This window comes from Xylanimonas allomyrinae, from assembly GCF_004135345.1.
Lineage (GTDB): Bacteria > Actinomycetota > Actinomycetes > Actinomycetales > Cellulomonadaceae > Xylanimonas > Xylanimonas allomyrinae.
Genome location: NZ_CP035495.1, coordinates 820866 through 841093, shown reverse-complemented (window position 1 = coordinate 841093; position 20228 = coordinate 820866). Strand labels below are relative to the sequence as shown.

General features: G+C 72.2%; 15 protein-coding genes and 1 tRNA gene. 3 read left to right on the top strand and 13 right to left on the bottom strand.

The annotated features are described in order from the left end of the window. Positions 1 to 20: 20 nt before the first annotated feature. Positions 21 to 1046: a 6-phosphofructokinase gene (locus ET495_RS03750; RefSeq protein WP_129202710.1), complete on the bottom strand. Its 1026-nt coding sequence runs from the start codon at positions 1044 to 1046 to the stop codon at positions 21 to 23. Positions 1047 to 1186: 140 nt separating this feature from the next. Between ET495_RS03750 and ET495_RS03745 the strand changes: the two genes are divergently transcribed. Further along, complete coding sequence (locus tag ET495_RS03745; RefSeq protein WP_245993299.1) at positions 1187 to 2008, top strand: class I SAM-dependent methyltransferase; 822 nt, start codon at positions 1187 to 1189, stop codon at positions 2006 to 2008. A 16-nt stretch (positions 2009 to 2024) separates the two neighbouring features. Here ET495_RS03745 and ET495_RS03740 read toward each other — a convergent pair whose 3' ends face one another. The 4 genes from ET495_RS03740 to polA all read right to left on the bottom strand — a co-directional run bounded on the left by ET495_RS03740 (position 2025) and on the right by polA (position 7104). Continuing rightward, on the bottom strand, positions 2025 to 3134 hold the full coding sequence (locus ET495_RS03740; protein ID WP_129202706.1) for a DMT family transporter: 1110 nt from the start codon (positions 3132 to 3134) through the stop codon (positions 2025 to 2027). A 70-nt stretch (positions 3135 to 3204) separates the two neighbouring features. Then, entirely contained in the window at positions 3205 to 3555 is a 351-nt protein-coding gene (locus ET495_RS03735) for a DUF2200 domain-containing protein (RefSeq protein ID WP_129202704.1), read from the bottom strand. Between the two features lies 1 nt (position 3556). Further along, positions 3557 to 4411 (bottom strand): DUF368 domain-containing protein, encoded by an 855-nt coding sequence (locus tag ET495_RS03730; protein WP_129202702.1) that lies wholly within the window; start codon positions 4409 to 4411, stop codon positions 3557 to 3559. 56 nt (positions 4412 to 4467) lie between these two features. Then, on the bottom strand, positions 4468 to 7104 hold the full coding sequence (polA, locus tag ET495_RS03725) for a DNA polymerase I (protein ID WP_129205871.1): 2637 nt from the start codon (positions 7102 to 7104) through the stop codon (positions 4468 to 4470). An 84-nt stretch (positions 7105 to 7188) separates the two neighbouring features. Between polA and ET495_RS03720 the strand changes: the two genes are divergently transcribed. Then, positions 7189 to 7617 (top strand): PaaI family thioesterase, encoded by a 429-nt coding sequence (locus tag ET495_RS03720; protein ID WP_129202699.1) that lies wholly within the window; start codon positions 7189 to 7191, stop codon positions 7615 to 7617. An 18-nt stretch (positions 7618 to 7635) separates the two neighbouring features. Here ET495_RS03720 and ET495_RS03715 read toward each other — a convergent pair whose 3' ends face one another. Together ET495_RS03715 and ET495_RS03710 are read right to left on the bottom strand one after the other, a co-directional pair. After that, a complete protein-coding gene (locus ET495_RS03715) occupies positions 7636 to 8298 on the bottom strand; it encodes a GNAT family N-acetyltransferase (RefSeq protein ID WP_129202697.1) in 663 nt (220 codons plus the stop codon). Positions 8299 to 8303: 5 nt separating this feature from the next. After that, positions 8304 to 8969, bottom strand: a complete 666-nt coding sequence (locus ET495_RS03710) for an ANTAR domain-containing response regulator (protein WP_425471193.1) — start codon at positions 8967 to 8969, stop codon at positions 8304 to 8306. Between the two features lie 114 nt (positions 8970 to 9083). On the opposite strand from ET495_RS03710, the gene ET495_RS03705 reads away from it, so the two are divergent. Beyond that, positions 9084 to 9165 (top strand) — tRNA-Leu (locus ET495_RS03705). A 92-nt stretch (positions 9166 to 9257) separates the two neighbouring features. Here the strand turns inward: ET495_RS03705 and pyk are convergent. The 6 genes from pyk to trpB all read right to left on the bottom strand — a co-directional run bounded on the left by pyk (position 9258) and on the right by trpB (position 20204). After that, positions 9258 to 10691 carry a pyruvate kinase gene (pyk, locus tag ET495_RS03700; RefSeq protein WP_129202693.1) on the bottom strand — a complete coding sequence of 478 codons (1434 nt, stop codon included), beginning with the start codon at positions 10689 to 10691 and terminating at the stop codon, positions 9258 to 9260. A gap of 189 nt (positions 10692 to 10880) precedes the next feature. Beyond that, a complete protein-coding gene (locus ET495_RS03695; protein WP_129202691.1) occupies positions 10881 to 12344 on the bottom strand; it encodes a glutamate synthase subunit beta in 1464 nt (487 codons plus the stop codon). Beyond that, positions 12337 to 16908: a glutamate synthase large subunit gene (gene gltB, locus ET495_RS03690; protein WP_129202689.1), complete on the bottom strand. Its 4572-nt coding sequence runs from the start codon at positions 16906 to 16908 to the stop codon at positions 12337 to 12339. Before gltB ends, ET495_RS03695 begins: the two co-directional genes overlap by 8 nt. Positions 16909 to 17080: 172 nt before the next feature. Continuing rightward, complete coding sequence (gene lgt, locus ET495_RS03685; protein ID WP_129202687.1) at positions 17081 to 18088, bottom strand: prolipoprotein diacylglyceryl transferase; 1008 nt, start codon at positions 18086 to 18088, stop codon at positions 17081 to 17083. Further along, entirely contained in the window at positions 18088 to 18918 is an 831-nt protein-coding gene (gene trpA, locus ET495_RS03680) for a tryptophan synthase subunit alpha (protein WP_129202685.1), read from the bottom strand. The genes lgt and trpA overlap by 1 nt, the downstream gene beginning before the upstream one ends. Beyond that, on the bottom strand, positions 18915 to 20204 hold the full coding sequence (trpB, locus tag ET495_RS03675) for a tryptophan synthase subunit beta (RefSeq protein ID WP_425471191.1): 1290 nt from the start codon (positions 20202 to 20204) through the stop codon (positions 18915 to 18917). Before trpB ends, trpA begins: the two co-directional genes overlap by 4 nt. Positions 20205 to 20228 lie beyond the last annotated feature (24 nt).

The window sequence follows — 20228 nt, the reverse complement described above, 5'->3', positions numbered from 1 at the left end:
TCGACACCTGAAGGTCTCGGTCAGGCCAGGGTCCGGGCCACGTCGAGGAGCTCCATGGGGACATGCTTGACCTTGCCCGCGATGTCGGCCAGCGGCACGAGCTCGATCTCGTCACCGCGCAGCGCCGTCATCACACCGGTCTCCCCGCGCGTCACCGCGTCGATGGCCGCGACGCCGAAGCGCGAGCCCAGGATGCGGTCGGTCGCGGTCGGCGAACCCCCGCGCTGGATGTGACCCAGCACGGTCACGCGCGTGTCGAACCCCGTGCGGTCGGCGATCTCCACCTTGAGCCGCTCCGAGATCGACCCGGCGACGATCTCGCCGAACCGGCCCAGCTGCGTCTCGTACTGCATCGACGTGCCCTCGGCCGGCACCGCGCCCTCGGCCACCACGATGATCGAGAAGCTCGCGTGCGCCCGGTGCCGGTGCTTGAGGAACTTGACGATCTTGTCGATGTCGAAGGGCTGCTCGGGAGCGAGCACCACCTCGGCGCCGCCGGCGATGCCCGCCGTCGCGGCGATCCAGCCGGCCGTGCGGCCCATGACCTCGACGAGCATGACGCGGTTGTGCGACTCGGCCGTCGTGTGGATACGGTCGACGGCCTCCGTCGCGATGGTCACGGCGGTGTCGAAGCCGATCGAACGGTCGGTGCCCCACACGTCGTTGTCGATCGTCTTGGGGATCGCGACGATGCGGATGCCTGCCTCGGCGACCTTGCTCGCCGCGTGCAGCGTCCCGTCGCCTCCGACCACGATCAGCGCCTCGATGCGCTCGGCCTCGAGCGTGGCGAGCACCGCGTCCATGCCGCCGTCGTCGGCGTGCGGGTGGTACCGCGCCGTACCCAGCAGCGTCCCGCCGGTCGCCAGGACGTTGCGGATGTGCTGGCGGCCCAGCTGCATCACGTCACCGTCGGCCAGGCCGCGCCAGCCGTTGCGGAACCCCACGATCGAGTGACCGTGCTCGCCCTCGCCACGCTTGACCACGGCGCGGATCGCAGCATTGAGGCCGGGGACATCCCCGCCACCGGTCAGGAGTCCGACTCGCACGCATCCTCCACAGTTTTGTTGACGTCCCAGCTTGCGGTGCGGATCACATGCACCGCCGCGATCCTAGCCGTGTGGCCAGTCCACGTCGTGCTGGACGTCGTGCAGTGCAGGTCCCTGCGGCGCACGGGCAGGATGGGATCGTGACCGACATCGATTCCGCCGGATACCAGCACATTCCCGACGCCGAGGGCGGCGCCGCGGGCCGCGGCTGGTGGGACGCCAACGCCGCCGAGTACCTCGACGAGCACGGCACGTTCCTCGGCACCGCCGGCTTCCGCTGGGGCCCCGAAGGCCTCAGCGAGGCAGAGGCCGGGCTCCTCGGCGACGTCGCCGGACTGCGCGTGCTCGAGGTCGGCGCGGGAGCGGCGCAGTGCTCACGCTGGCTCGCGACGCGCGGCGCCGACGTCGTCGCGACCGACATCTCGCACGGGATGCTCGCCCGGGCCGCGGCCCTCGACACCGCCGCAGGGGTGCACGTTCCCGTGCTCCAGGCGGACGCGCGCGCCCTGCCCTTCGCTGACAGCGCCTTCGACGTCGTCTTCACCTCGTTCGGGGCGATCCCCTTCGTGCCCGACGCCGCGCGCGTCCACGCCGAGGCGGCGCGCGTGCTGCGCCCCGGCGGCCGGTGGGTGTTCTCCGTGACCCACCCCGTGCGGTGGGCCTTCCCCGACGACCCGACAGCCCGCGGCCTGACGGCCGACCGCTCCTACTTCGACCGCCGCCCCTACGTCGAGAAGGACGCAGCGGGGCGAGTCGTCTACGCCGAGTACCACCGCACCCTGGGCGACCACGTGCGCGACGTCGTCGCCGCGGGCCTGAGGCTGCACGACGTCGTCGAACCCGAGTGGCCCGCGTGGAACCGCGAGGTCTGGGGTGGCTGGGGTCCCGAGCGCGGCGCCTTCCTGCCGGGCACGGCCGTCTTCGTCACCCGCAAGCCCGCCGCGGGCACGGGAACGCGCTGAACCGCGCCCTGCCCCGTCAGGCGCCGCGCCGCGAACGCGAGGTCAGCACCGGGACGGCGATCGCGGCGAGCGTCAGGGCGACGCCCGCGAGCGTCGAGACGGCGGGGGTGCCCCCGGCGGCGAGATCGAGCAGCAGCGCACCCGTGATCTGACCGGCGATAAGCGACAGGGCGAGCAGCAACGCCCCGATGCGATGCACGACGGCGGCCGCCGTGCCGATGAACACCACGCCCAGGGCGCCGCCGGTGTACATCCACCACTCGCCCGGGAACGCGACGTCCGGCAGGCCCTGCACCAGCGCCGACACGGTCAGCACCACGAGCAGCGCGAGCGTCCCGACGAGGAAGTTGACGAACGTCGCGGCGAGAGCGCCCGCGCCGCGGTCGACCCGGTCGCCGAACGGGGCGTGGCTCGCCGTCGTCTCGACCCGACCGTTGACCGCGTGCTGCGCGGCGACGAACACGCCCGCGACCAGCGGCAGCGCGACGAGGCCGAGATGCTCGGACGAGCCGAGGTTCGGCCACTGGCTGACGACGACGGCGGCCACCGCGAGCGCCGGGCCGACCGCGCGGCCCACGGTGATGGCACGCCTGCCGCCCGGCGCGAAGCCGAGCAGGTCGCAGAACAGCGAGCTGACCGACTGGCCGGCGGTGACGGCCACGACGAACAGCGCGACACCCAGCGAGCCGACCGTCACGCCCTGGGCGGTGACGAACAGGCCGCCGGCGGCGCCACCGACGACCTGGAACCAGCGCAGGCGGCCGATCCCGGGCACACCCCGGTGCACGGCGCGGTCGGCGTCGGTCGCGCGCGCACGGCCGGCCCACAGGCTGTCCTTGACCCGCCCGAGGCCGGTGCGGGCACGTGGGGAGCAGCCGACGAGGAGCGCGAGGATCGCGAGCGCCGACGCGAAGTTGATCGTGGCGGCGAGGAAGCCGTTGCCGAGCGCGGCGCCGAAGGAGCCGTTGACGCGGCTCTGCACGGCTGAGACGAGCCCCGCACCGACGGCGGCGGCGACCCCGGCGGCCCGGACCCGGTCTGACGACCCCGTCCCGGACGGGCGCCCGGCGGGCGGGCGGGTCGTGGACGGGCGGGCGGCGGAGCGCTCGGACGCGGTGGTGGTCACGAGCCTCCAGGCTAGGAGTGCCGCCCGGCCCGAGGCCGTGCCAGGCGGTCTGCGCGCGGCGATGCGGCACTCAGGCGCGCAGGATGCTGCTCATCTTCTTGCCTCGGGCGACCTCGTCGACCAGCTTGTCCATCCAGCGCACCTTCTGGTGCAGCGGGTCCGCGATGTCCTCGACGCGGTACCCGCAGATGACGCCCGTGATGAGGGTGGCGTTCGGGTTCAACGCCGGCGCGCGGTCGAAGAACTCCGCGAGCGTGCGCCCGTCGGCCACGGCGGCGGCGATCCCGGCGTCGTCGTAGCCCGTCAGCCAGGTGATGACCTGGTGCAGCTCGGCGGTCGTGTGGTCCTTGCGCTCGACCTTCTGCACGTACATCGGGTAGATGCTCGCGAAGGTCATCGTGGTGAGGCGGTCGGCGGCCATGTCACTCCCCCGGATGTGCGGACTTGTACCTGCCTTCGAGGACGGCGGTCCACAGGCCGAGCGCCAGGCCCGCGCCGAAGGCCACGACCGCCAGGGCGAACGTCCCGGCGCCGGCGCCCGCGTAGTCGATGGTCTCGGCGCTGCGGGTCGGCACCACGATGAGCACGGTGCTGGCGAGCACCAGTCCGATGATGAAGTGGTACACCCGCGAGTGGTGGCGTTCGATCAGCCGTTCCATGAGCTTGGAGAACGCGAGGATGGCCGCGATCGCGCCGATCGCGATGGGCAGGAACGTGCCGCCCAGGTCGCGGTCGCGGAACCCCTGGAGCATGGGCGAGAAGAGCCCGAGGATCAGGAGCAGGTTCGACGGCGAGAGCCCCGGGACCAGCACGCCGAGCGCGATGAGCGCCCCCGCGAGCACGAACCCGGCGAAGTTCGCAGGCACCGTGCCCGCGACGGCCGGCAGGAGGTAGAGCACGACGAGCGCGACGACGAAGGTCCCGGCGAGCCAGACGACGTCCGCCCGGTCGCGCCGCGAGCGGGCGCCGGACTCACGCACCAGGGACGGCAGCGTGCCGAGGATGGCGCCCGCGAAGCCCCACAGCACCACGACCTGCCACTGCTCGAGCAGGAACTCCAGCGGCCGGCTGAGCAGCACGAGCCCGAGGATCCCGCCGATGCCGACGGGCAGGAAGTACAGGATGTTGGCCTTGAAGTCGCGCGTCAGGTGCGCGAGGAAGCGCAGCATCCGCTCGTAGATGCCGAGGATCGCGGCGAGCACGCCCCCCGACACGCCCGGCAGGATGAAGCCGAGCGAGATGACCATGCCTTTGACCACGCGGATGAACCAGCCCATAGGACTGCCGATCGTAAGCGTCTGCCGGGCGTGCGCCGGACGGGTGGCGTCGCGCACTAGTGCCCCGCGGCGTGCCAGGTGTCGCCGGCGCCCACGGACACGTCGAGCGGCACGTCGAGCGGGTAGGCCGCGCCCATCTGCGTGCGCAGCACCTCCTCCGCCGCCTCGCGCTCGCCGGGTGCCACCTCGACCACCAGCTCGTCATGGACCTGGAGCAGCAGGCGCGAGCGCAGCCCGCGCGCGTCGAGCTCGCGCTGCACGCGCAGCATCGCGATCTTGATGATGTCGGCCGCGCTGCCCTGGATCGGGGCGTTGAGGGCCATGCGCTCGGCCATCTGCCTTCGCTGACGGTTGTCGCTCGTCAGGTCGGGCAGATAGCGGCGCCGCCCGCGGATCGTCGCGGTCCACCCCGTCGCCCGGGCCTCCTCGACGACGCCGTCCAGGTAGGTGCGCACGCCCCCGAACCGCGCGAAGTAGTCGTCCATGAGGCCCTGCGCCTCACCCGTCGTGATCCCGAGCTGCTGCGACAGCCCGAACGCGGAGAGCCCGTAGGCCAAGCCGTACGACATAGCCTTGACCTTCGACCGCATCGCGGGCGTCACGTCCGCCGGTTCGACGCCGAAGACGCGCGAGCCGACGTAGCGGTGCAGGTCCTCGCCGGTGCGGAACGCCTCGATGAGTCCGGCGTCGCCCGACAGGTGCGCCATGATCCGCATCTCGATCTGCGAGTAGTCCGCCGTGAGCAGCGTCTCGTACCCCTCCCCGACGCGGAAAGCCTTGCGGATCTGGCGCCCGGCGTCGGTGCGGATCGGGATGTTCTGCAGGTTCGGCTCGGCGGAGCTCAGGCGCCCCGTCGCGGCGATCGTCTGCTGGAACGTGGTGTGGATGCGCCCGTCGGGGAGCACCGACTTGAGCAGGCCCTCGACGGTCACCCGCAGCTTGCTCGCGTCCCGGTGCGCGAGCAGATGCTCCAGGAACGGGTGCCCGGTGCGCGCGTAGAGCTCTGCGAGCGCCGCGGCGTCGGTCGTGTACCCCGTCTTGGTCCTCTTGGTCTTGGGCATGTCGAGCTCTCCGAACAGCACCTCCTGGAGCTGTTTGGGCGAGCCCAGGTTGACCTCGTGACCGATGGCGTCGTACGCCTCGCCCGCGGCGTGCGCGACCTGGCCGGCGAACCCGGCCTCGAGCTCGGTGAGGTACGCGGTGTCCGCCGCGATCCCGGTCGCCTCCATGCGGGCGAGCACCCACGACAGCGGCAGCTCGACGTCGGTCAGCAGGGACGTCGCACCCCGGTCGGCGAGCTGGCCGGCGAGCGCCTCCGCGAGGTCGGCGACCGCGGCCGCCCGGGTCGCCTCGCGCCGGCCCCGCGCACCCGCGGAGTCCAGGTCGAGGTCGAGCGCACCCTGCGCGCCGTCGTCCTCGGCGCCCAGCTCGCGGCCGAGGTGCCGGGCGACGAGGTCGCCGAGGTCGTAGCCTCGCTGGTCGGGATAGCACAGGTAGGCCGCGAGCTCGGTGTCGAACGTGACGCCGTCGAGCGCGAGCCCGCGCGCCGCGAGCGCGTGCCACGCCGCCTTGGCCCCGTGCAGCACCTTGGGTTGCGCCGCGTCGGCGAGCCAGGCGGCGAGTGCCCGCTCGTCGGCCGGGTCGAGGTCGGCGAGGTCGTAGGCCACCGCTTCCCCGCCCTCGGCCAGCGCGATGCCCCACGCGTCGCCCAGCGCGGGCGTGCCCTTGCCCGAGACGTCGACGCCGACGCCCCGCCCGGCACGGGCCTCGAGCCACGCGCCGAGCCCGCCGGGAGCCAGCTCGACGACGTCGAGCTCGAACCCCTGCTCCACGGCAGCCTGCGTGGCCTGCTCGGCGGCCGGGTCGACGGCCAGCAGGCGGTCGCGCAGCGCGCCGAACTGCAGCGCGTCGGAGATGCGGTGGACCGCCTCACGGTCGAACCCGCGCAGCAGCAGGTCGTCGGGGCCGAACGGCAGCTCGACGTCGCGCAGCAGCGCGTTCAGCTCCCGGTTGAGCCGCACCTGGTCGACGGCGGCGCGCAGGTTGTCCGCCGCCTTCCCCTTGAGCTCGTCGACGTGGGCCAGCAGCGCGTCCAGGCCGCCGTACTGCGTGACCCACTTGGCCGCAGTCTTCGGGCCGACGCCGGGCACGCCCGGCAGGTTGTCGCTCGTCTCGCCCACGAGGGCGGCCAGGTCCGGATACTGCTGCGGCGGCACGCCGTACTTGCCGGCGACAGTCTCCGGAGTCATGCGGACCATCTCGGACACCCCGCGCACCGGGTAGAGCACGGTCACGTCGCCGTCGACGAGCTGGAGCGAGTCGCGGTCGCCCGAGCAGACGAGCACCTCCATGCCTGCCGCCGACGCCTGCCCCGCGAGCGTCGCGATGATGTCGTCCGCCTCGATGCCCTCGCGCTCGATCGCCGGGACGTGCAGCGCCTCCAGCACGTCCTTGATCAGCGGCACCTGGCCCTTGAACGGCGCCGGCGTCTCGCTGCGGGTGCCCTTGTACTCGGGGAAACGCTCGGTGCGGAACGACCGCCGCGACACGTCGAACGCGACCGCCAGGTGGGTCGGCTGCTCGTCGCCGAGCAGCTTGGTGAGCATCGACGTGAAGCCGTAGACCGCGTTGGTCACCTGGCCCGAGGTCGTGGCCATCGTGTCGGGCAACGCGTAGAACGCGCGGTAGGCCATCGAGTGCCCGTCGACCAGCAGAAGACGGGGCCGGCCGGTGTGCCGGGTTGGCGCGAGGGTCGTCACTGGGCCAACCTACCTGGCATGACCGACACTCCCCCGGCGACGGGCACCTCCATGACCGGCATGCCCGACATCACCGGCACGCTCCTGGAGCGCATGGGCATCGAACTGACCGTCATCGGCGCCGAACGCACCTGCGGCACCATGCCCGTGGCCGGAAACACCCAGCCCTACGGCCTGCTTCACGGCGGAGCGTCGGCCGTGCTCGCCGAGACGCTCGGCTCCGTCGCCGCGGCGCAGCACGCCGGTCCGTCGCGCGCGAGCGTCGGCATCGAGCTCAACGTGTCCCACCACCGCGCGGTCCGCGAGGGCGTCGTCACGGGCGAGGCCCGCGCACTGCGCCTGGGGCGCAGCCTCGCGGCCTACGAGATCACCGTGAGCGACGACGCCGGGCGCCGCGTCGCCACCGCGCGGCTGACCTGCATGATCCTCGACGCCGCGCCGCGGTAACCCGCGCCTGCACCCGCGTCAGGACGCCGTGCGCTCCGGGCCGTGCCGGCCCCGCAGCGAGCGGATGTCGACCGGCCCCGACGGCAGACCCGCCTCCCGGGCGCGGCGTCGCCGGGCGATGATGTCGTCCAGCGCCGCCCGCCCCGTGACGCGAGGGCCGCGCGGGCGGCTGTCGCGGCCGGAGGCCGAGCCTCCCTCCTGCGCGAGGCGGCGCAGGAGCGTCGACGTCGCCACGACGCGGTGCCCCGCCGTCGGCGCGAATCCGAGCCGCGCAAGGAACCGGTGCATGCCACGATCTCCGGCCGGAACGCCCGCGTACACGTACGCGGCTCCCGCCTCGCCCGCCAGCGCGGCGACGCCGCCCACCAGGGCGTGCCCGATGCCGCGACGCCGCGCGTCCGGAGTCACGAGCAGCGTGTCGATCACGAACGCGGTCTCCGTGGCGAACAGGTGCGGCCCCACCGAGCGCACCAGCAGGAAGCCGACGACATGACCGTCGAGCGACGCGACGAGCACCGTCCCACCGGCCGCAACATAGACGGACAGGTGAGTGCGGACCACATCCTCGCCGGCGTGATCCACCTGCGCCCCGACAGAGCTGGGGCGCGTCGCGGCGACCAGCGCCGCGACCACGACGATGTCGTCGCGGTCGGCCGACCTCACCTCCGGCGTGGAGCGCATTCCGCTCAGGCCCCGCCGACCTGTTCGATGACGGCGTCGGCAACCTCACGCATCGTCAGACGCCGGTCCATCGACGTCTTCTGGATCCAGCGGAACGCCTCAGGCTCCGACAGGCCCATCTTGGTCTGGAGCAAGCCCTTGGCCCGGTCCACGCGCTTGCGGGTCTCGAAACGTTCCTGAAGGTCGGCGACCTCCGCCTCGAGCGCACCGAGCTGCTGGTAGCGGGAGATCGCGATCTCGACGGCCGGCAGCAGGTCCGCGGGCGTGAACGGCTTGACGACGTAGGCCATCGCACCGGCGTCGCGGGCACGCTCGACCAGCTCGGTCTGCGAGAACGCGGTGAGCAGGACGACGGGCGCAGCGTGCGCCTTGCCGATCTTCTCGGCGGCGGTGATGCCGTCCATCTCGGGCATCTTGACGTCCATGACGACGACGTCGGGCTTGAGCTCGATGGCCAGGCCGACGGCGGTCTCACCGTCGCCAGCCTCGCCGACGACCTCGAACCCTGCCTCACGCAGAGTCTCGACGACGTCCATGCGGATGAGCGCCTCGTCCTCGGCGACGACGACGCGTCGCGCGGGACGGGCAGACGGGTTGGCAGCTGCGGGGGCCTCAGACTCCAGCAAGGGAGGCAGGTCCAGCGGCAGCTTCGCGGCAGGCTTCTCGGTCACTCCGACATCGTAGTCCGCGAACACGCCCTCACCAGCCAAAGCGTCGCCCCAGGGTCGGGCACGCGGCAGACCGTCCGCGGCACCCCTGCCGGTGTGGTTCGATGGTGCCCGCACGCCCCGGTGGCGGAACTGGCAGACGCGCCCGGCTCAAACCCGGGTTCCGCAAGGAGTGCGGGTTCGAGTCCCGCCCGGGGCACGCGAGAACGGCCGTGAGCGCCGTGACGCCGAGAGGCCCGTGGGGAAATCCCCCACGGGCCTCTCGCGTCGTTCAGGACGGACGGCGGACCGTCAGCGGCCGCGACCGGTGTCGGTCGAACCGACCTTGTGCACGAGGATCGAGTTCGTCGTGCCCGGCACGCCGACAGGCGCACCCGAGACGATGACGACCCGGTCGCCCGGCTCGGCGAGGCCGTTGGCCTGCAGGGTCGAGTCGACCTGGGCGACCATCGCGTCGACGGAGTCGACCTTCGGCACCTCGTAGGCCTGCGTGCCCCAGCTCAGGGCCAGCTCCTTGCGGGTCGCCGGCGCCGGCGTGAAGGCCAGCAGCGGGATCTGCGAGCGCAGGCGGGACATGCGGCGGGCGGAGTCGCCGGACTGCGTGAACGTCACGTAGTACTTGGCGCCGAGCTGCTCGCCGACCTCCTTCGCGGCCTGCGTGATGACACCCGAGCGGGTGTGCGGGCGCGAGCCCAGCGGGGCGATGCGCTCGGCACCGAGCTGCTCGGTGGCCTCGATGATCTGGGCCATCGTCTCGACCGTGATGATCGGGAAGTCACCGACCGACGTCTCGCCCGAGAGCATGACCGCGTCGGCGCCGTCGAGCACCGCGTTGGCGCAGTCGGAGGCCTCGGCGCGCGTCGGGCGCGGGTTGTTCGTCATCGACTCGAGCACCTGGGTGGCGACGATGACCGGCTTCGCGTTGCGGCGCGCCAGCTCGACGATGCGCTTCTGGATGAGCGGGACCTGCTCGAGCGGCATCTCGACCGCCAGGTCGCCACGGGCCACCATGAACGCGTCGAACGCCGCGATGACCTCTTCGAGGTTCTCGATCGCCTGCGGCTTCTCCAGCTTGGCGATGACCGGGACGACCCGGCCCTCCTCCTCCATGATCGCGCGCACGTCGTCGTAGTCCTTGGCGTTGCGCACGAAGGACAGGGCGATGAAGTCCGTGCCGATCCGCAGGGCCCAGCGCAGGTCCTCGATGTCCTTCTCGCTCATGGCGGGGACGGACACCGCGGCACCCGGGAGGTTGATTCCCTTGTTGTTCGAGATCGGGCCGGGGATCTCGGTGACCGCGTGGACCTTCGGGCCCTCGACGGACGTGACGCGCAGGCGCACCTTGCCGTCGTCGATCAGGAGCGCGTCGCCGGCCTTGGCGTCGTCCGCGAGACCCTTGTGGGTCGTCGAGACGATCGACTGGTTGCCGACGATGTCCTCGGTCGTGATGGTGAACTCGTCACCGACCTCGAGGTAGTACTTCTTCTCCTCCTCGAACTTGCCGAGGCGGATCTTCGGGCCCTGGAGGTCGACCAGGATCGCAACGTTGCGGCCCGAGGCCTTGGCGGCCTCCCGCACGTTGGTGTAAACGGCCTCGTGCTCCTCGAAAGAACCGTGGCTGCGGTTGATCCGGGCCACGTCCATGCCCGCGTCAATGAGCTTCCGGAGGTTCTCCGGGCTGCTCGTGGCGGGTCCGATGGTGCAAACGATCTTGGCTCTGCGCATGTCTCCAGCCTCGTCATCAGGGGGTGCCCCGGCATTCCCCGGGGCTAGCGCGGGCGCACGTTCGCGCCCGTGGTCTTTGCCAGCTGCGCGCCGTGAGCCCGGGGGCCGACGCACACCACGACTATCTAAGACGGTCTTGCAGCAATCTTGCTTGCTCGCGGCGCGCAGCGCGCCCCGAACGGGCCACGCTCACCCTCTTAGGGCGACCGTCCGTGGCCCCACCGGCGCTGGAAGCTCGGTCGACCCGCGCAGGAACGCGTCCACGGCGGCCGCGCACGCACGTCCCTCGGCGATCGCCCAGACGATGAGCGACTGGCCGCGGCCGGCGTCGCCGGCGACGAAGACACCCGGCAGGCTGGTCGCGAAGTCGCTCCCTCGCCGCACCAGTGAGCGCTCGGTGAGCTCGACGTCGGTCTGCGTGGCGAGCACCTTCGTCTCCGGACCGGTGAAGCCCATCGCGACGAGCACGAGGTCGGCGCGCAGGACCCGCTCGGTGCCCTCCTTGGGCACGCGGCGACCGTCCGGCAGGTACTCCGTCTCGGCCACCCGCAGCCCGACGACGCCGCCCGTCGTGTCGTCCAGGAACTCGACCGTCGACGCCAGGTAGGCGCGCTCGCCGCCCTCCTCGTGCGAGGACGAGACCTCGAAGAGGATCGGGTCGGTGGGCCACGGCTGGTTGGCCGGGCGCTCCCGTGGGGGCTTCTTGCCGATGGCGAGGGTCGTGACGCTCGCCGCACCCTGGCGCAGCGCCGTGCCGACGCAGTCCGAGCCCGTGTCGCCGCCGCCGATCACGATGACGTGCTTGCCCGCAGCGTCCGGCGCACCCTCGACCGGCTCCCCCTTCGCGGCCTTGTTGGCCGGCGTGAGGTACTCCATCGCGAAGTGCACGCCGCGCAGCTCGCGACCCGGCAGCGGCAGGTCGCGCGGCACCGTCGCGCCCGTGGCGATCACGATCGCGTCGAACCGGCGGCGCAGCGCGTCCCACGTGATGTCCTTGCCGATCTCGACACCGGGGCGGAACCGCGTGCCCTCGGCCTCCATCTGCTCCAGGCGACGGTCGATGATGTCCTTCTCGAGCTTGAAGTCCGGGATGCCGTAGCGCAGCAGGCCACCGACGGCGTCGTCGCGCTCGTACACCACGACGGTGTGCCCGGCACGCGTCAGCTGCTGCGCCGCCGCGAGGCCCGCGGGACCGGAGCCGACGATCGCGATCGTCGTGCCCGTCAGGTGCGTGGGCACCTGCGGCGTCAGGCCGCGCCGGAACGCCTCCTCCGCGATCGACAGCTCGACGTTCTTGATCGTCACGGGCGGCTGGCTGATGCCGAGCACGCAGGCCGACTCGCACGGTGCAGGGCAGACGCGGCCGGTGAGCTCGGGGAAGTTGTTGGTCGCGTACATGCGGTCGATCGCGTCGCCCGTCTGCCCACGCCACACCAGGTCGTTCCACTCGGGGATGAGGTTGCCCAGCGGGCAGCCCTGGTGGCAGAACGGGATGCCGCAGTCCATGCACCGCCCGGCCTGGTCCTTCAGGAACGGCTGGCCCTCCTCGAGGTGGGCATGCACGTCCTTCCAGTCACGCAGGCGCACCTCGACGGGCCGGTTCGGCGGGAGCTCGCGGTCCCGGACCTTCAGGAAGCCACGGTAGTCAGCCACGAGCCACCTCCACGATGTTGTTCCAGACGTTCTCGTCCCACTCGCCCGCGTCGCCGTCGAGCGCGACGCCGTCGGCCTCGGCCTGCGCGAGCGCAGCGCGCACGCGCGCCCAGCCGGGCGGGAGCACGCGCGAGAAGCGGGCGCGGGCGCCGGGGTCTGCCAGCAGGGACCGTGCGGCGTTCGAGCCGGTCTCCTCCGCGTGCCGCCGCAGCAGCGTCTGGACGACGTCCCAGTCGGCGTCGTCGAGCGGGCCGACCTCGAGCTCCTTCGCGGCGACCGCCGTCGTGTTGACCGCAGCGGCGCGCAGGTCGAGCACGTAGGCCGTACCGCCCGACATGCCGGCCCCCAGGTTGCGGCCCGTGGGGCCGAGCACCAGCACCGTGCCACCCGTCATGTACTCGAGCGCGTGGTCGCCCACGCCCTCGACGACGAGCGTCGCACCGGAGTTGCGCACGGCGAAACGCTCGCCCGCGCGGCCCCGCAGGAAGATCTCTCCGGACGTCGCCCCGTAACCGATGACGTTGCCGGCGATGACGTTCGCGGCGCCCTCGAGCACCGCCGACCGGTCCGGCCGGACGACGATGCGGCCACCTGACAGGCCCTTGCCGACGTAGTCGTTGGCGTCACCGAACAGGCGCAGCGTGATACCGCGTGGCACGAACGCGCCGAACGACTGCCCGGCCGACCCGTTGAGCGTCACGTCGATCGTGCCGTCCGGCAGCCCGGCTCCTCGGAAGCGCTTGGTGACCTCGTGGCCGAGCAGCGTGCCGACCGTCCGGTTCACGTTGCGCACCGGCAGCTCGATGGTGACGGGGGTGCCGTCCTCGAGCGCGGGGGCGGCCAGGGCCACGAGCTGGTTGTCGAGCGCCTTCGCCAGGCCGTGGTCCTGCGCCTTGGTGCGGCGCACGGCCGACCCGGTCGCGGGAACCTGCTGCTCGAGCACGGGCGTCAGGTCCAGACCCTGCGCCTTCCAGTGGTCGACGGCCTTGCGGGTGTCGAGCGCCTGCACCTGGCCGACGGCCTCGTCGATCGAGCGGAAGCCCAGCGAGGCGAGGTGCTCGCGGACCTCCTGCGCGATGAACTCGAAGAAGTTGACGACGAACTCGGGCTTGCCGGTGAAGCGCGCGCGCAGCTCGGGGTTCTGGGTCGCGACGCCCACGGGGCAGGTGTCGAGGTGGCACACGCGCATCATGACGCAGCCCGTGACGACCATGGGCGCCGTCGCGAAACCGAACTCCTCGGCACCGAGCAGCGCGGCCACGACGACGTCGCGGCCCGTCTTCATCTGCCCGTCGACCTGGACGGTGATGCGGTCGCGCAGGTCGTTGAGCACGAGCGTCTGCTGGGTCTCGGCCAGGCCGATCTCCCAGGGCGTCCCGGCGTGCTTGAGCGACGTCAGCGGCGAGGCACCCGTGCCGCCGTCGTGCCCCGAGATGAGGACGACGTCGGCGTGCGCCTTGGACACGCCCGCCGCCACGGTGCCCACGCCGAACTCGGAGACGAGCTTGACGTGGATGCGCGCGGCCGGGTTGGCGTTCTTGCAGTCGTGGATGAGCTGCGCGAGGTCCTCGATCGAGTAGATGTCGTGGTGCGGCGGCGGCGAGATGAGCCCGACGCCCGGCGTCGAGTGCCGCACCTGCGCGACCCACGGGTAGACCTTGCCCGGCGGGAGCTGGCCGCCCTCGCCCGGCTTGGCGCCCTGCGCGAGCTTGATCTGGATGTCGTCGGCCTGCGTCAGGTACTCGCTCGTGACACCGAACCGGCCCGAGGCGACCTGCTTGACCTTCGAGCGGCGCTCCGCGTCGTACAGGCGCTCGGGGTGCTCGCCGCCCTCGCCGGTGTTGGAGCGCGCGCCCAGGCGGTTCATCGCGATGGCGAGCGTCTCGTGCGTCTCGGCCGAGATCGAGCCGTACGACATGGCACCGGTGTTGAAGCGCTTGACGATCTCGCTGACCGGCTCGACCTCGTCCAGCGGGATCGGCTCACGGTCGGGGGCGAATCGCAGCAGTCCGCGCAGCGTCATGAGCCGGCGCGACTGCTCGTCGACACGCCGCGTGTACTGCCGGAAGATGTCCATCCGGCCGGTGCGCGTCGCATGCTGGAGCCGGAACACCGTCTCGGGGTCGAACAGGTGCTCCTCGCCGTCGCGGCGCCACTGGTACTCGCCGCCGGTGACCAGGCGCTTGTGCGGGTCGCGGTTGCCCGACGGCGGGTAGGCCTCCGCGTGCCGCGCCGCGACCTCGGCCGCGACGACGTCGAGCCCGACGCCGCCCAGGCGGCTCGTGGTGCCGGCGAAGTAGTCGTCGACCAGCTCCTGGGACAGGCCCACGGCCTCGAAGATCTGCGCTCCGCGGTAGGACATGATGGTCGAGATGCCCATCTTGCTCATGACCTTGAGCACGCCCTTGCCGAGCGCCTTGATGAGGTTCGCGACCGCCTTCTCCGGGGTGACGTCAAGGTATCCGCGCACGGCAAGGTCCTCGACGGTCTCCATCGCGAGGTACGGGTTGACGCACGCGGCGCCGTAGCCGACGAGCAGCGCCACATGGTGCACCTCGCGCACGTCGCCGGCCTCGACGACGAGCGAGATCCGGGTGCGCGTGCGCTCGCGCAGCAGGTGATGGTGGACTGCCGACGTCAGAAGCAGCGACGGGATCGGCGCGAGCTCGGAGTTCGACTCGCGGTCGCTGAGCACGATGTGCGTCGCGCCGCGCGCGATGGCGTCGTCGACCTCCGCGAAGATCGCCTCCAGGCGGTCGTACAGTGCGGCTCCCCCGCCCGCGACCGCGTACAGGCCGCGCACCGTGTAGGAACGGAAGACGCCCTCGAGGCGCTCGTCGCGGTCGACGTGGACGATCTTCGCGAGCTGGTCGTTGTCGACCACGGGGAAGTCGAGCACGAGCTTGCGCGCGTGCTCCGGGACGTCGGACAGCACGTTCGGCTCCGGGCCGATCGCGCTGCCGAGCGACGTGACCAGCTCCTCGCGGATCGCGTCCAGCGGCGGGTTGGTCACCTGCGCGAACATCTGGGTGAAGTAGTCGAACAACAGGCGCGGCCGGCTCGAGAGCACCGCGATCGGCGTGTCGGTGCCCATCGCGCCCAGCGGCTCGGCGCCCGTGTTCGCGATCGGGGTGAGGATGACCTTGAGCTCCTCCTCGGTGTACCCGAACGTGCGCTGCCGGCGCTGCACCGAAGCGGGGCTGTGAGCCACGTGCTCGCGCTCCGGGAGCGACTCGAGCGTGATCTTGTACTCGTCGATCCAGCGCTGGTACGGCTGCTGAGCGGCGAGCTGGCCCTTGACCTCGTCGTCCTCGATGATGCGTCCGGCGCCCGTGTCCACCAGGAACATGCGGCCCGGTTCGAGCCGGCCCTTGCGCACCACGGTCGCGGGGTCCAGGTCGAGCACGCCCGACTCCGAGGCGAGCACGACGAGGCCGTCCTGCGTCACCCAGTACCGGCCGGGGCGCAGTCCGTTGCGGTCGAGGACCGCCCCAATGACGGTGCCGTCCGTGAACGTCAGGGCGGCCGGCCCGTCCCACGGCTCCATGAGGTTGGCGTGGTACTCGTAGAAGGCGCGGCGTGCAGGGTCCATCTCGGCGTGGTTCTCCCACGCCTCGGGCACCATCATCAGCACGGCGTGCGGCAGCGACCGGCCCGCCAGGTGCAGCAGCTCGAGCACCTCGTCGAACGACGCCGAGTCCGACGCGCCGTCGGTACAGACCGGCAGGAGCGGTGCGAGGTCGCCCAGCGCGGCGCTCTCGAGGCTTCCCTCGCGCGCGGCCATCCAGTTGCGGTTGCCGCGCACCGTGTTGATCTCGCCGTTGTGCGCGATCTGCCGGAACGGCTGCGCGAGCGGCCACGACGGGAACGTGTTGGTCGAGAACCGCGAGTGGACGAGCGCGAGCTCGGAGGCGTAGCGCGGGTCGGACAGGTCCGGGAAGAACGGCTCGAGCTGCGCCGTCGTGAGCATGCCCTTGTACGTGACGGTCCGGGCTGACAGCGACGCGAAGTACAGGCCGAGCTCGTGCTGCGCCCGGCGCCGCACGCGGTACGCGCGGCGGTCCAGGTCGATGCCGGACAGCTCGCGCGACGGGTCGGCGACGACGACCTGGCGGAACAACGGCATCGAGGCGCGTGCCGAGGGACCGACCAGGTCCGCGGTCACGGGCACGTCACGCCAGGCGATGACGTCGAGCTTCTCCTCCGCCGCGATCTCGTCGAACCTGCGGGCGAGCCCGTCGGCGCGCGCCACGTCGTTCGGCAGGAACGCCGTGCCGATCGCGTAGTGACCGGCAGGCGGCAGCTCCGCGGCGATCACGTCGCGCAGGAACGCGTCCGGGATCTGGGTGAGGATGCCTGCGCCGTCGCCCGAGTTCTCCTCCGCGCCCACCGCACCGCGGTGGTCGAGGTTGAGCAGCGCCGTCAGGCCCGCGTCGACGATGTCGCGTCCAGGCGTGCCGCGAAGCGTCGCCACGAAGGCGACACCGCACGCATCGTGCTCGGCTGCCGGGTCGTACAGCCCCTGGCGCCCAGGAGCGAGGCTCCCGGTCTGCGGCGTGGTCATCAACACCGTCCTTCTCTACGCCCGTACCCCGGGCGGCTCGTCCGTCATGCTTTCGGGACGCCGTCGGCCCGCTGGTCTCACACGCCCAGGTGGGGGCGCCGGGTGGGGTCGCGTCGCGGGTCGGTCGACCGATGGCGCTCGCCCGAAGAGGGGAGTGGTGCTGAAGTCTAGTTCACGGATGTTCCGCGCCTGTCACAGGGTCATCGGGTGCCACGGGGTTGCCATCGCCCTCCGGCGCGTCGTCCGGAATGTCGCCTGACGCCTCGTCCGGCACGTCGTCCGGTGCGTCGTCCGGCACTTCGTCCGAGGTGAGGGCCGGGACCACCCGGCGCGCGTCGGCCTCCCGTTCCGGGAACCGCCGCCCCACCAGGACGAAGGCGACCACGCCGCCGGCGAACACCACGATCGACGTGATCACGTTGAGGCGCACGTCGGTACCGAACAGGTGCAGATGCTCGGCCGTGTCGATGCGTAGCGCCTCGATCCAGCCACGTCCGAGCGTGTAGAGCGCCACGTAGGCCCAGAAGACGCGCCCGTGCCCGAGCCGGAACTTGCGGTCGATCCACACCAGCACACCGGCCATCGCGAGGTTCCACAGCAGCTCGTACAGGAACGTCGGATGGAACAGCGTCCCCTCCGCGAAGCGCAGCCCCGTCGCCGGGTCGGTCACCAGGTGCGCGGCGTCGATCTGCAGACCCCACGGCAGCGTCGTGGGAGCGCCGTACAGCTCCTGGTTGAACCAGTTGCCCAGCCGCCCGACAGCCTGCGCGACGAGCAGGCCCGGGGCGAGGGCGTCGGCGAACACCGGCAGCCGGACGTTCTGGCGCCGCGCGCCGATCCACGCACCGAGCCCGCCCAAGGCGACGGCGCCCCAGATGCCCAGGCCGCCTTCCCAGATGAACAGGGCGCGGATCGGATCGCCGCCCGCTCCGAAGTACGGCCCAGGCGTCGTGATCACGTGGTAGATCCGGCCCCCGACGATGCCGAACGGCACGGCCCAGAACGTGATCTCCAGGACGTCGTCGAACGTGCCTCCGGCGGTGCGCCGCGTGAAGCGGCGCCCGGCGATCCAGGCCGCGAGCACGATGCCCGCGAGGATCGCGAACGCGTACGCACGCAGCGGCAGCGCACCGAGGTGCCACACGCCCTGGGACGGGCTGGGGATGGACAGGGGAAGCATCAGCCGTCCTTCCGGGCGCGGGCGACGCCCGCGGCCAGCTCGGCCGTCACCGCCTGGAGGGCGTCGAGACGCCGCGACCAGGGCTCCTCGCCCTGGAGCGCCTTGACGAAGGCGGAGCCGACGATGACGCCGTCGGCGTAGGCGCCGACCTGCGCGGCCTGGTCCCCCGTCGAGACGCCGAGGCCTACGCACACGCGCGGCGCGCCGGCGGCGCGCGTGTCCGCCACGAGCTGCTCGGCGCGCTCCCCCACCTGCGACCGGGCGCCTGTGACGCCCATGGTCGATGCGGCGTAGACGAAACCGCGTGACGCGGCCGCCGTCAGGCGCAGGCGCTCCGGCGTCGAGCTCGGAGCGACCAGGAACACGCGGTCCAGCCCGTGCGCGTCCGATGCCGCGATCCAGTCGCCGCCCTCGTCGGGGATCAGGTCGGGCGTGATGAGCCCCGCTCCCCCGGCCGCGGCAAGATCGCGGGCGAAGCCGTCGACGCCGTAGCGCAGCACCGGGTTCCAGTACGTCATCACCAGCACGGGGACCTGGGACGCGTGCGCGCGCAGCCGTTCGACCACCGTCAGCACGTCGCGCACGTGGGCGCCCGCCGCGAGCGCCGTCTCGGCCGCGCGCTGGATGACCGGCCCGTCCATGACCGGGTCGGTGTACGGGACGCCGAGCTCGACGACGTCGGCACCGGCATCGACCATCGCGGCCGCCGCCTCGGCGGAACGCTCGATCGTGGGGAACCCCATGGGCAGGTAGCCCACGAGCGCGGGACGCCCCTGTGCCAGGGTCGCGTCGATCCGCGCGGCCGTCTGCGAGGCCACGGTGGTGCTCACTGGTCTCCCTCCGGGCCGGCGAGGCCCTCGTCGTCGAGCAGGCCGAACCACCGGGCGGCGGTCGCCACGTCCTTGTCGCCGCGGCCGGACAGGTTGACCACGAGGACCTGGTCGCGCTTGCCCGCGGCCGCCAGCTCAGTGCCGACCTGGATCGCCCCGGCCAGGGCGTGCGCCGACTCGATCGCCGGGATGATGCCCTCCGTGCGGCACAGCACGCGGAACGCGTCCATGGCCTGCGTGTCGGTCACGGGCCGGTAGGTGGCGCGGCCCAGGTCGTGCAGCCACGAGTGCGCCGGGCCGACGCTCGGATAGTCGAGGCCCGCCGACACCGAGTGGCTCGGCAGGGTCTGCCCGTCGTCGTCCTGGAGCAGGTAGGAACGGGCGCCGTGCAGCACGCCCGGCGCGCCGCCGCTGAAGCGGGCGGCGTGCCGGCCCGACTCGACGCCCTCGCCGCCGGCCTCGAAACCGTAGAGCGCCACGTCGGGGTCGTCGAGGAACGCGTTGAAGATGCCCAGCGCGTTGGACCCGCCGCCGACGCACGCGGCGACGACGTCGGGCAGGCGACCGGTGCGTTCGAGGATCTGGGCGCGCGCCTCCTGCCCGATGACGCGGTGGAACTCGCGCACCATCTCGGGGAACGGGTGCGGGCCCGTCACGGTGCCCAGCAGGTAGTGCGTCGAGTCGACGTTGGCGACCCAGTCGCGCAGCGCCTCGTTGATGGCGTCCTTGAGGGTGCGCGACCCGATCTGGACCGGGACGACCGTCGCGCCGAGCAGGCGCATGCGGGCCACGTTGAGCGCCTGGCGCCGGGTGTCCTCCTCGCCCATGTAGACGACGCACTCGAGGTCGAGCAGCGCTGCGGCCGTCGCGGTCGCGACGCCGTGCTGGCCCGCGCCCGTCTCGGCGATGACGCGCGTCTTGCCCATCCGCTTGACGAGCAGCGCCTGGCCCAGGACGTTGTTGATCTTGTGCGAGCCGGTGTGGTTGAGGTCCTCGCGCTTGAGGAACACGCGGTTGCCCGCGTCGCCGCCGCAGTGCTGGGCGAACCGCGCGACCTCGGTGAGCGGCGACGGGCGGCCCACGTACTCCCGGTGCAGCCGCTGGAGCTCCTCCGTGAACTGGGGGTCCTCGAGCGCCTTGCGGTACTCGGTCTCCAGCTCGTCGAGTGCGGCGATGAGCGCCTCGGGCACCCAGCGACCGCCGAACTCGCCGAAGTACGGGCCCGGCTGCTCGGACAGGCGCCCGAGCACCTGGTGCGCGAGCGTGCTGGACAGGGCGTCGCTCACGGCAGAGCCGCTCGTTGGGTCGTG

Excerpts from the sequence above, each read along its gene's own strand:
- ET495_RS03735 (WP_129202704.1), bottom strand. The coding sequence starts at position 3,555 with ATGGCCGCCGACCGCCTCACCACGATGACCTTCGCGAGCATCTACCCG.
- ET495_RS03730 (WP_129202702.1), bottom strand. The coding sequence starts at position 4,411 with ATGGGCTGGTTCATCCGCGTGGTCAAAGGCATGGTCATCTCGCTCGGC.
- polA (WP_129205871.1), bottom strand. The coding sequence starts at position 7,104 with ATGGCCTACCGCGCGTTCTACGCGTTGCCCGACACGATGGCCACGACC.
- ET495_RS03720 (WP_129202699.1), top strand. The coding sequence starts at position 7,189 with ATGACCGACACTCCCCCGGCGACGGGCACCTCCATGACCGGCATGCCC.
- ET495_RS03715 (WP_129202697.1), bottom strand. The coding sequence starts at position 8,298 with ATGCGCTCCACGCCGGAGGTGAGGTCGGCCGACCGCGACGACATCGTC.
- pyk (WP_129202693.1), bottom strand. The coding sequence starts at position 10,691 with ATGCGCAGAGCCAAGATCGTTTGCACCATCGGACCCGCCACGAGCAGC.
- gltB (WP_129202689.1), bottom strand. The coding sequence starts at position 16,908 with ATGACCACGCCGCAGACCGGGAGCCTCGCTCCTGGGCGCCAGGGGCTG.
- lgt (WP_129202687.1), bottom strand. The coding sequence starts at position 18,088 with ATGCTTCCCCTGTCCATCCCCAGCCCGTCCCAGGGCGTGTGGCACCTC.